This is a genomic window from Candidatus Arcticimaribacter forsetii, from assembly GCF_910589745.1.
Lineage (GTDB): Bacteria > Bacteroidota > Bacteroidia > Flavobacteriales > Flavobacteriaceae > Arcticimaribacter > Arcticimaribacter forsetii.
Map to the genome: position 1 here is coordinate 1,359,180 of NZ_OU342399.1, position 13,602 is coordinate 1,372,781.

General features: G+C 35.1%; 3 protein-coding genes (1 of these 3 cut by a window edge). 1 reads left to right on the forward strand and 2 read right to left on the reverse strand.

Annotated elements, in window-relative coordinates; all coding sequences use genetic code 11:
- Positions 1-10,742, reverse strand: the 5' portion of a protein-coding gene (locus tag NG655_RS06180; RefSeq protein WP_252158463.1) for a DUF7507 domain-containing protein. The gene continues 16,915 nt to the left of window position 1, outside the view; 10,742 of the gene's 27,657 nt are visible here — the first part of the coding sequence; it begins with the start codon at positions 10,740-10,742; its stop codon lies off the left edge, out of view.
- A gap of 336 nt (positions 10,743-11,078) precedes the next feature.
- Here NG655_RS06180 and NG655_RS06185 point away from each other — a divergent pair, with 336 nt between their 5' ends.
- Positions 11,079-12,008: a nuclear transport factor 2 family protein gene (locus NG655_RS06185; protein ID WP_252158464.1), complete on the forward strand. Its 930-nt coding sequence runs from the start codon at positions 11,079-11,081 to the stop codon at positions 12,006-12,008.
- A gap of 145 nt (positions 12,009-12,153) precedes the next feature.
- On the opposite strand, the gene NG655_RS06190 is transcribed toward NG655_RS06185, so the two are convergent.
- Complete coding sequence (locus NG655_RS06190) at positions 12,154-13,599, reverse strand: FAD-dependent monooxygenase (protein ID WP_252158465.1); 1,446 nt, start codon at positions 13,597-13,599, stop codon at positions 12,154-12,156.
- Between the last annotated feature and the right edge of the window lie 3 nt (positions 13,600-13,602).

The following is a 13,602-nucleotide window of genomic DNA, read 5'->3' on the forward strand; positions in this document are numbered from 1 at the left end:
TTCCCATTAGAATCAGAAATGGTATCAACTAGACTTAAAGACGAGATTTTCATATCTCCAACATTTGATACAAGTATTTCGTAAACAATTATATCTCCTACGTCATTGATAGTATTACCATTTACATCTTGCACTTCTGCTGTTTTGGTTACCCTAATCTTCGGATTAACATCAAATGTTGTGTCTGTTAAATCATCTGTTGAATTACCATCTGTGTCATCCCCATTATCAGAGGTATCAGATACATTGTTTGAATTTGTTGGAGAAGAAGCAACAGCAGATATAGTGTTATAAACACCTCCGGCATCAATTGATTGCTGAGTAATTGTAAAAGTGGCTTCATAAGTTTCTGTTTCTCCAACTGCTATTGTCCCAGAGGAAGTACTTGCATCCGTTGAGGAGGAATAGGAAGGTTCAGAAGTAAGAGTTAAACTCTCTCCAAAATAGGTTGTCATTGTATCGGTAAATGATAGCCCACTTAGTTCTACATTACCCGTATTTTCTGCCGTAATTGTATAATTTATAATATCTCCTAAGTCTACTTTATTGTTCCCATTAGTATCAGTTGTAGTAAACTGTTTTGTTAATTCCAATCCAGGAATTGCATCCGTTAAATCCGTAGAAATTTGGTGTGTTGCTGTTACGTTGTTCGTAAGACCTGAGCTACTTCCTAAAATTAATATGGTATTTGAAACACCGCCTGAATCAACATCTGATTGAGTAATGGTATAGGTAGCAGTATAACTTACAACTCCAGCTACACTTAGAGATACCGATGTAGAACCAGATGTTGCACTTAAAAATGATATTGGCTGATTATAACTTAAGCTTGAAGAGTTATAATCGATAAGTGTATCATCTAATGTTAATGAATTAACTGTTGTATATCCAGTATTCGAAACTACAATTGTGTAGGTAATAATATCCCCTACGTCATTTACTTCTGAATTATTTACATCTAAAATACTTGCCGTTTTAATTACCTCAATGGTGGATGTAGATGCCAAAGAAATTATTGTTGGATTCCTATCTCCATTGGTAACATTACCATCATCGGAAGTCCTTGATACAACACTTGAACCATCAGGATCAATTCCAGTAAACGTAGCTGTGTTGGATAAGAATTTACTGTCAACATCCTCTTGAGTAATTGTATAACTTGCTACGTAGGTATCTATAGATAGTGCTTCTAATATTTCATTATTATCTATCGTGGTAGTAGATATATCTGTAGGTATATTACCTATTGGTGTATTACTATTGTATGTATAAATATATCTTGTTGGTTCACTTCCTTTTTCTAATTGAGCCCCCCAAATTCTTGTATAATTATTACCAAAATAAGGCGCTGAAAAACCTACTCGGTAAGTACCTGCCGAACCTGTAGTAAATGTATGATGATACCTTGTCCAACCTGTGTCGTTATTACTATTATTATTAGTTACAGGTCCCGTGACACGATTGTATTCACCGTATATATCTGAACCACCGGGAGGTCTATGTACAAATCTTAATTTTTCATAATCATAAGCTGTATTATAATAAGTGGAATTTGGTGCAGCCGCATAAACTGATACAGTATAAGTTGTATTTGCTTCTAAGGTAACATCTTGGTAAACATAATTAGTCGCAACGTTTTGGTTACTTATCCTGGAATAAGCATGAACTCTATTATCTGTACCAGCATATAGATAGGGTGATCTTGTGGTTCCTAAACCATTTGTGGTGAAAACGTGATCTACCTCACTGTATGACCTGCCGCTTGAGGTATCAAAATAGTATTCTATTCCTGGTGGATAGCCCCATTCTGCCTCTGGTATACCATTATTACTACCGTTTTCATTCCAATTATAATCAGTATCATCAACACGGTTTGAATAATAAAATAAATTTTGATTTGGTCCTTGACCTGTAACTGTTGCAGTCGTGGATGAGTAACTCACTGTTGAATTTAATGAGCGTATATTGCCTAGACCATCCGTTAATGAATCTAAAATTGTAGATGAAGTTAATTGAGTATTCCCTGTATTTTCAACAACAATAGTATATTCAATGATATCTCCAACTCCATTTAGACCATCCCCATTTACATCGCTTACCGTAGCAGTTTTGACAATAGTTACAGATGAAATTTTACTAATTTCAATTACAGTCGGGTCATCTACGGTATTCCCATCTGTATCATCTCCATCATCTGAAGTATCTGAAACAATACCACTAGCTCCGTTAGCAGACACATATAACTGATTAATCAGCATTCCATCATCTACATCTTCTTGTGCAATTGTATACTCAAATTCGTATTCTACCTTTGCCCCAGGAGATAATACGGTAGACTCCCCTGGCATTGGAACATAACTATCATCCAAAGTTGTCCATCCTCCTCTTTGTTGATCAGCTTGATAATCAGCATTATTCTGTTGATAAACACCCGTCCATATCCAATTATTTGTAGGAATAACACTTCTTATGTAATCCCATTCCTCTTTGGTATTTGGTACCCATAGATACCCTCCAGCTGCCTGTGCGTTATTTCGATGAGTAGTCCAGCTCCAACCAGTTGTCTCAATATAATATCGATGACCATTGTAAGTATAAGGCCCATAATTATCGAAATGCGAAGAGGTTGGCCTATTATCAAAATTAGTAAAGTTTTCAGGTTCAACCTCTATCATTGACCAATAGCCATTACCTATTGGATAATCTAAAATATCATTGTCATGCTGAACCATTAAAGCATCTAGACCATTTCGATTTGGAAGATTAGTTGGCCAATCTACATATGCAACTGTATTGCTATCGATATTTACTGGTAATCCTTCGCTTGGTGCTGAATCTGTATTTGTCCAGGTATACACATATCTTGTTGGTGCGCCCCCTTCTTCTAATTGTGCTCCCCAGAATCTTCCTCCATTACCTCCTGCGTAAGGAGGATCGATTCCAACTCTGTAATTTCCTGCAGCACCTGTGGTAAAGGTATATGAGTATCGTCTCCAATTCCATTCTCCATTAGTTTGAAATGTGATGTAGTCGGAAAAAGTATCTGATCCACCGGGGGGTCTATAAACAAACCTCATCTGTTCATCTGTAACTGCATCATCATAACTTGAATTCCATGCAGATGCGTAAACGGATACAGTATACTGAGTGTTTGCTTTTAAGGTAACATCTTGATAAAAATATCTCCCCACCACGTTATAATCATGAATTCTTGCATGTGCTCCTGATCTGTTATCGGATTGATTATTATCATTTCTAGTTAAACCAGCACCATTTGTGGGGAAATTATAATCAACATTGCTATAACTTTCACCACTTGCAGTGCTAAAATAATAAGGTTCATTTTTTGGATGCCCATAAGAATTTAAAGCAGATCCATAAATATCACCCTCTTCAGACCAATCATAATCAACATCATCCATATATTGAGAATACTTAAATAAGTTTGTCTTAGTTCCAAGAGTAAATGAAGCTGTATCTGTAATTTGCGTGAGGATCTGCCCTGTGGAGTCCTCTAGAGTGTCTGTAATTGTAAAACTATTTAAATTAGTATTACCTGTGTTTTCAATTGTAATTTTATAGGTAACAATATCGCCAACATCGTTCAGAGTATTTGAATTTATATCACTAACTGAAGCGATCTTTGTTACTGTCAATTCATCTTGCCCACTAATGGAAACAACAGTAGGGTCATCCTCGGTATTACCATCGGTATTATCATCATCAGCACTCAAATCAGAAATTTCGCCTGAAATACCCCCTGGTGATGTAAATGATCCTGTAATGGTAACTTGATTTGATATATCTGTTCCACTATCCAATATTTCTTGGGTAATTGTAAGTTGCCCTGTGTAAATTGCACTTGCACCTGCTGGCAATGGGGCAGATCTAGGGTCAGCAAACGCTGTCGAAGTTGCAGTAGAAGAAACAAGGGTATTATAAGTATATGTATATCTAGAAGGTTTACTGCCTTTTTCTAATTGTGCTCCCCAAATTCTTGTCCAGTTATTACCAAAATAAGGCGCCGAAAAACCTACTCGATAAGTTCCTGCCGAACCTGTTGTGAATGTATGATGATATCTGGTCCAGCCAGAATCATTGTTAGCGTTTTGACTTGATACAGGTCCAGTTACACGATTGTAATCTCCATATATATCTGATCCACCGGGAGGTCTATGGACAAATCTTAATTTTTCATAATCATTATTAGTATCGAAATAAGTGTTGTTTGGTGCAGCTGCGTATACTGATACTGTATATTCGGTATTTGCTTCTAGACTAATATCTTCGTAAACATAATAAGTTGCAACGTTTTGGTTACTAATTCTTGAATACTTACTAACTTTTGAATCTGTATTACTATATTGGTAAGGTGATCTTGTAGTTCCAAAACCATTAGTAGTGAAAACGTAATCTACCTCGCTATAAGAGACTCCACTTGATGTATCAAAATAGTAGTCTACCCCAGGAGGATAACCCCATTCGGCTTCTGGAGAACCTTGATTACCATTTTGTTCATTCCAATTATTATCAGTATCATCAACACGATTTGAGTAATAAAATAAATTTTCTGTCGCAGTGACTACGGTCTCTGTTGAGGATGAAGACCACTCAAGAGTTAAACTTTTAGTTTCACTTCCGTAAGTATATTGATCATCAACTGAAGTAAAAGTGATGGGTAAACCCCCTGTATTTGTTACAACTACAGTATAATTTATAATATCACCAACATCATTAAGTCCATTAGAATTAGTATCAGAAACAACTGCTGATTTCACAACAATTAAGGCAGGATTATAACATCCAACATCATAATTAACATCCCTATAATCAAAGGTATTATCGGAATTTAAATCTTGAGGTATTGTATATCCATCAATTCCACTTGTTACTTTACCTTTACTGTCTGTAATAACCGGACTTCCTCCAAGTATTCCGTCTGAATTAGTGTCAGTATAGCCCGCCTCTTCACTATCGTTACATCCATCATTATCAGAATCTAATTCAAATGCATCTATTATTCCATCGCTATCGGAGTCAATTAATGAATTTGATTCCGATGTATCTGAAGCACCGTTTAAATCTGTATCTGTAAATCCTGTATCTAAACCATTAATTACTCCATCATTATTTGTATCTAATGCCTCATTACCTGATTCTACAACATCATAAATTCCGTCATTATCAGAGTCTAAATCAATCCCATTGGGAATACCATCACCATCAATATCATCATCACATGACAATGGATCGCTCATAGTAATTGCGTCCAATTGAATAGAACTGTTTGTACCCGGAGAATAAGCAGAAAATAAAATTGCTACCCGAGTAGTCTGACTGTCAGTAGTAAAACTTACTGTATTTGAAGTCCAATTTGCAGATGGGGTTGAAATATTACTTAGGGCATAATCGGTGTTCATTGATTGAATCTGTAAAAGAGTAGTACCTCCCTCAGCATGGGTTGCTACAAATCTTCCACCCTCTTTATGATAATATTCAATATTGTATGATCTATTTGGGTAAACATTTTCAATAACCATAATACGGTCGTAGTTACCATTAGATCCTACAGTTGATTCATTCCAATACGAACCATCATTTGCCGATACGTCATTGGTTAAAAGTTCTATAAAATAAAAACCCTGTTGAGGATTAAAAACAGTTCCTTGAGGACCTTGACTAGAGGACCAAACCTCACCATCTCCATTAACCGAAGTAAAAGGAGGTGCAACAGTTGTGTTGGGATAAGGACTATTTCGGTTTGCAGGTGATCCAGGAGGGAACGAACCTGTATAACTTTCAAAAGAGGTTCCATCCAGCAAGAAGGTTAGACATTGCTCATCCTTATCTAATATTCCATCATCATCGTCATCAACATCGGTTGAGTCAGGAGTTCCATCTCCATCAGAATCAATTCCCAATACCAAAATAGTTGGATCATCAGTTATATTTCCATCCAAATCATTACCATTATCACTTGTATCTTTAACATCTTTTTCACTAGGCACTGGGTTTCGAGCTGAAGTTCCTTCAAATGTTATGCTGTTTATTACTCCTCCAGCATCAATATCACTTTGAGTTATAGTATAGGATGAAGTATAAGTAGCAGTTTCTCCAATTGTTATTGTTCCTACTCCTGAACCTGCGGAAGCTGAATTAAATGTAACAGTAGAAGACATTGAAAGAGATCTATTGTATGTATCCGTTAAAGTGTCTACAAAAGTTAGATCTTTGATTACATCTTGGGTGGATTTATTTTCAACCGTAATTGTAAATACTGCGACATCTCCGACATTTGGGCCATTCTCAGAACCAGTATATGTAGCAGTTTTTGTAATCTCAATTTCGGGAAGACTCCCAAAATAAGAAAGTGTTGGATCGTTATCTGTATTACCATCAGTATCATCACCGTCATCACTTACATCTTGTTGCTTAACTACAGGATTTCCATCCACGTATATATAGCTAGTTGCTGTTGCAGTATTTGAAATACCTCCACTTGGAATATCTGCATTTTGAATGGTATAGGTTGCAGTATATGTGGCTATTTCTCCAGAAATAAGGGTCCCCTGAATTGAACCATTTGAATTTGAAATAAAAGCCAACCTATTAGGTGATGAATAACTATCAAGGGATAGCATATTTCCATCAAAATCTGATATGGCATCGTTTATATAAATAAAATTTTGTGTAATATTTCCATCATTCTCTAATCTAAATGTATAAACCAATTGGTCCCCTTCTGAAATAAGACCGTTCCCATCGTTATCAATATTTACATATGTTTTTGAAAGATTTAATGATGAATTTTCGGCAATTAAAACATCTGTTGTATCTGTTACAGTATTTGAATCTGTATCGTCACCATCATCACTAATGTCGCTAACAAAAATTGTTCCAGCAATATTGCTGGCTTGAACTAAAGCACTGTTCAATACTCCTCCATTGTCTAACGCCAACTGAGAAATTGTATATGCAGCTGTATAGGTTTTAGTTTGACCCGGAGCAATTGTATCGGAATCACTTGAAGTTGGGGATGCATTTAGAGATAATGAATTTCCATTTGCATCAGTAAGAGTATCTGTAATTGAAAAATTTGTTAGTGACTCAGTTCCTTTATTTTCGACAACAATCGTGTAATTAATAACATCTCCTATTCCTGTTTCCCCATCTGAATTAACATCATTAATAACTGCTGTTTTTGTAGCTTCGAGTTCTAAAGATCCCGAAAACACATCTACTGTTGGATCATCTGTAGAATTTCCATCGGTATCGTCACCATCATCGCTGACATCCGAAATTGAACCAAATAATGAAGATGCAGTAACAGTAACTGTATTCGAAGTTCCGCCACCATCAATCGACGCTTGATTTATTATAAAGGTTGCAGTGTACTCTGCTGTTTCATTTACTTTTAAAGACCCTTGGTCAGAACCCAAGCTCGAAGAGACAAATGTTGGAGTTGTAGTAAGAGACAAAGCATTACCATTTACTGTTATCAACTCATCTTCAAGAGCAACAGAAGAAAGGTTTAGATTTCCTGTATTTTCAACAATAATTGTATAGGTTATTGTATCTCCTAGGCCTGTAATTGCATCTCCTTCATCCGTAATCGTTGATGTTTTAGTAATTTCGATTCCAGGAGTCCTTATGATTGAGGTTTCCGTTCTATCATCTTCTGTATTTTCATCAAAATCATCCCCATCATCACTAAAGTCTGAGACTACTTCATCCTGAGGAGAAAAAGCAGTAACAGAAACTTGATTTGAAACCCCACCCGCATCCACATCTGACTGACGAATATTATAGGTTCCTACAAAAGTTGCTATTTCATTAGGTTTTAAAACACCAAAAGAAGAGCCTTGATTGGAACTTGAAAAACTTGGTCCTGTATCCAAAACCATTGTTGTTGTTTCTGATATATCCGTTAAATCATCAGAAACTGAAATATTATCTAGAGTAACATTACTTTTGTTATGAACTAAAATGGTATAATCAATTCTATCATTAAGAGAAACGACTCCATTGGAATCATTATCAGTAAAAGTGGCTGTTTTTGTTGCTTCAATTAATAGATCCTCTGCAATAACTACATCTGTTGGGTCACTCAATTGATTTCCATCACTATCATTTCCATCATCACTGGCATCAGTTACATCTGTGGAAGAGCTACCTGGATTTCTAGCCGATGCGACAACCGTATTTCTAAATCCTCCTGAATCAATAGCATCTTGTGTAATTGTATAAGATGCAGCATATGTTGCTACTTCACCTACGATCAAATTCCCTTCTGAGGATCCATTTGAGGAACTTACAAAAACAGGTCCTGAATCTAATGAAATGGAAGCACCTGCTAAACCTACAAAAGTATCGTTTAGAGCAACTGTGTTTAAATCTACATTTCCTTTATTTTCAACAGTAATGGTATAAACAGCTACGTCTCCTACTTGAGGGTTAGTGTTTGTTGACATAGAAACGGTTTTAGTTACTTCAAGAATAGGGTTATAATCCAGTCTTACCTCGGTTGGATCATTTTCTGTATTTCCGTCTAAATCATTTCCATTATCACTAGTATCATTAACTGACGCTCCGTTGAAGGCAGTAGCATTAACAATAATTTGATTTCTTACAGAGTTCGTAGCAACATCATTTGAATCGACTGTATAACTTGCTGTGTAAGTGGCTGATTCTCCTGCCTGAAGACTTCCTTCAGGTGAAGAACCCGAAGATGAATTGAATGTTGGACCAGAATCTAATGTAAGTACTGAACCGTCTCCTCTAGTAAAAGTATCAGTAAGTGTAATAGTAGATAAAGATGTATTTCCTGTATTTAAAACGGTTATTGTAAATACTGAAGTATCACCAGCGCCTGGTAAACTGTCACCGTCATCTATCAATACTCCCGTTTTAGTAACATTAATTGCTGGATCAACTGTAAAATTAGTTCTTGTTTTATCATCAACTAGATTTCCATCACTATCATTCCCGTCATCACTAACATCAGACACATCATTTGAATTTCCAGGAGAACTAGCTGTCGCAGTCACGGTATTTAAAATACATCCCGAATCTACTTCAGCAGAACCAATTGTATAAGTTGCAGTATAATTTGCTATCTCTCCAGGAGCTAAACTACCCTGTGCAGAAGAACCACTATTTGAATTCCATGTAGGTCCAGAAGATAATGTAAGCACTTGATAACCATCACAATTGGTAAGTAAATCAACTAAAGTTATTCCAGAAACTCCAATTTGGCCTGTGTTTTGAACAGTAATTGAGTAGGTAACAACATCATTTTGACCTGGCTCACCATCACCATCATCTGCTAATGTAAAAGTTTTAGTTACCTCTATTTGCTTATCAATTGAGAGGAAAGTAAAAGTTGGATCATCTACTACATTAAAATCATCTTCAATACCATCATCTGAAATATCTGAAACATCATTTGAGTTTCCTGGAGAACTTGCTGTAACTAGTAAAGAGTTGTAAACATAACCCGAATTCGCTGCATCGACAGAAATAGTATAAGACGCCTGATATATAGCAATTTCACCAACCTGAAGTGTTCCAGCTGAAGACCCTAAAGATGATGATGAAAAAACAGGAGCATTATCTAAAGAAATATTATTTCCATTAGCATCTCTAAAAGTATCTGTAAGAGATAAATTTGATAGAGTTACGTTTCCATCATTAACAATTCTAATATTATAATTGATTATGTCATTTGGATCGTTTACTCCATTACCATTAACATCTTGAACACTGGCGCTTTTAGTAACCTCAAGAGAAGGAGTAGCTGTTATTGAAGATACTGTACAGTCATTTGTAATGTTTCCATCGGTATCATCACCATCATCAGCCGTATCGGTATATTGTCGTCCAGAGTTTACCCCATTCACTTGAACATCCAAACAATTAGTCAACCCTCCTGAGTCTACCGAGCCTTGTTGAACTATATAAACAGCTTTATAGGTTGCAGTTTCCCCAACCAGTAAATTTCCATTTGTGGAATTCTGATCTGATGAGACAAAAATAGGTCCAGGGGGAGTAAAAGGTGCTACTAAAGCAAGTGTATTGTTGTTAAAATCTTGTAAAACATCAAAAAGAGCAATTGACTCTAAATCTTCTTCACCATTATTATAAATGGTAATCATATACTCAAGCTGATCACCCAATCCAATTGTACCGTTGGAGTCGTTATCAATATAATTTTCAAGTTTAGTACCTTCTACCAATGTAACGGTATTTCCTAAAATCACCTGAGTAGGATCATCTATAGTGTTACCGTCAGAATTGTCACCATCATTCGAAACATCAATAACATTGTTTGTATTTCCAGGAGTACTTCCTGTTCCAGTCACAGTCAAACTTATTCCTCCAGCATTAACCCCAGAAGAATCAAATGTATAGGTTGAAACATAAGTTGAAACTTCACCTGCAGCTAATGTTCCCTCAACCGAAGAAGAAGAATTTCCAACGAATGTTATAGGCGATGTTAATATTAAAGTACTTCCATCAATACCAACCAAAGAATTTGAAATTGTCAAGGAAGAAATTACGATACCACTTAAATTCTCGACTTTAGTAGTAAATACAATTACGTCTCCATTTCCCACAGAATTATCACTATCGGTAACAACATCTGAGTGAGTAACAATATTTATAATTGAACTTTGAGCAAGCGAGGTTTGACTCAAAGAAACAAAACAAAATAAAATTATATATTTAGTAAGTAATTTCAATTTTTATTGATATAACTGTAATTATTTAATACATTATAAATTTAAAATTCAGTTATTTGATATAAAAATTAAGGATACTGCATTTATACTTCACAAAAAATCTATGCAATGAATACATCCAAAACACTACTGCATTTATACTTCACAAGAAAAAATAGAGAGTTAGGATAGAAAAGAAACTAAATGAAGCGTATTTACATTACAGATAGTTTACTTCAAAAATCAATCTTTATTTAAGTTGGCTTCAAAAAACTCATAGAAGTAAAACCGTGACTTAAGTCACAATACATATGAATTGGGTTCCCTAAATTTATTATGAATTAAAATAAATTTATCATGAGAAAAATTTTAAACTTTACGCTACTTCTATTTTCAATAATTTCATTTGCTCAAACTCCAGGTTGGCTTCAAACAGCAAATGGAAAAATTCCTGCTACAGATGCAAATCCTAAAAATCTGAAGCTTTATGAAAAATTCATAAAGGCACACAATGATCGTGATCTTAATAAAATAAGCAAAATGGCTCACGATTCGATTGTAGTTGAATTACCTGACGGCGGAAAAATACTTGGTAAAGAAAATTTTATTAATGTATTGAATAATTGGTTTAATACTTCAAATCCTATTTGGAATCCTTTCTTCGCTTATAGCATGAAGGTTCAAGGACAAAAAGGAGAATGGGTAATAGCTGGTCATACTTTAAAAGACAAACCACAAAATTTAGATGTATGGGATTTAGTTGATATCTATATTGATAGTAAAAAAATAAGAAGGGTAATTGTATATAGAAAAGAAACTAAGCCAAAAGTTGCAGCAACTCCGTCGATGGAATTCGGAGGATGGTCTGGATCTGTAAATGATTCAAGCAAAGAATCAGTTATGACAAGGGAGTTAATGAAAAACTACACCAACAATACATTTGACAATGCAGCTTCAATGATGGCTGATGATGGAAGTTTTCTTTTTAATTCAGATAAAGTATCTAAAGCTGAATGGATAGGTGCAGCTGGAGTACATCATCAGTATTTTGATAATATTTCTAACAGTAAAATTCAAGCTCCAATTGTTACAACAGCTACCTATGATAATGGAACTGTGTGGTCATTAACGTGGTTTTGGTGGACTGGAATTGGTAAAACTACTGGGAAGGAAGTACAAATCCCTGTTCATCATGGTTTTCGTTTTGAAAACGATAAAATTGTAGAGGCTTATCATTTCTTTGATCCAACTTTATTAAATGCAGAAATTGAAGCTGCAACTAAATAAAATATAAACTTCCTAAAAATATAAATAAAGGAAAAATATATTCCTTTTTTCAAAAGAACCTTGTAGACATTTGATTTACAAGGTTCTTTATTTAACAAAAAGAGAGGTGTTATTTTATTGTTTTAGTTTAATGACTTTTTTCGATTTAAATTTTTTTTAATATTCTACCTCGCGGTTCATTACTTTCGGTTAGAACAGCTTCAGAATGTAACAGTTTTGATGCAGCAGCTGATTCCTTTACTTTTATTGAAGTTCGATCCATCATCTCTGTTTCAAAATCATTTAAAACACTTGATCTAATTCCTATTTCTCTCCAATTTGATTTAGGATTACACTTTTTTGAAATCCCTCGAGCAAGTGAAAGCGCATCTAAAATAGCTTGATTTGCTCCCTGTCCTTTGAATGGACTCATTGGATGAGCGGCATCGCCTAAAAGTGTAATTGCATTTGGAAAGAAATTAGGCTTGAGTATTTCCCTATCATAAACAGGATATCCCGATATCAAATCTAGCGGCGTAGCTTTTAAAATTTGAGGAATTGGATCGTGCCATTGTGCTCTTTTAATGGTTTCTTTTTTTAATTTAACAGGACCTTCATCACTATATTTTTTTGCTTCTTCTTCGCTCAAAGGAAAACTAAATTGCCACATGATAGAATTTGAATCATAGGGCATTATGTAAATACGTTCATTTCCATTGGCAGTCTGGAAAACTGTAGCTGAATCCAACAAAGGGCTTTCGATTTCTTGGAGGGAATCTAATCTACAAATTCCTAAAATAACAATGCATCCCAAATAATTTAAAGGACTATTTTGGGGTTTATTAAGTAAATTACGAACTGAACTTCGAATTCCATCGGCACCAACTACAAGGTCTGCTTTTTTAGTTTTCACACTACCGTTGACTTCAAAATTAAGTTCAAAAGTTTTATCTTTTTTTTCATTTAATTTTACAAATCGGTGACCCCACTCAACAGAATTTGAAGTTCCAAGCTGATCAAGTAAAGAAGATCGCAAAGACTGACGAGCAATATGAATGTTTGTTTTTTTAAGAACATTTGATTCATCAGATTCAAGCCACTTACGCATTCCCCATTCTCCAATTACTTTTCCTTCAGGGTTGTGTACCAAATGTTTTGTTGAAACTATTCCACTTTCCAATTCAGTAATTCCTAAGCCTTTCATTGCAGAACTAGCTTGTTGCAACGTGAGACCATATCCTTGAGAACGCTCATCAAAACTAGAATCACGTTCATATAAAGTAAATGGTATTTTACGATGCAAACAGGCAACTGCTAACGCCACCCCTCCTATTCCTGCTCCAATGATTGCTATATGTGGAAAATTATTTATGTCTGGAGTTGGATTCTTTTCAGCTATAGTGAGTCCTGATCCATTACACAATTTACATGAATCTAAATGTGCTGCGGGAGGAACTGGTGAATTTCCTTTACCACCTGATTTCTCAAACTCATCTAACTCAAATTGATATCGTAGTCTTACATTCTTTTTAATCCTACGTTTTATCTTACCAAGTCCCTTACACTTTTCACAACTTGACCAAGAGGTTATTTTATTTTTGGATAACGTCATTAG

Coding starts and splice junctions, on each gene's coding strand:
- NG655_RS06190 (WP_252158465.1), bottom strand. CDS start 13,599: ATGACGTTATCCAAAAATAAAATAACCTCTTGGTCAAGTTGTGAAAAG.
- NG655_RS06185 (WP_252158464.1), top strand. CDS start 11,079: ATGAGAAAAATTTTAAACTTTACGCTACTTCTATTTTCAATAATTTCA.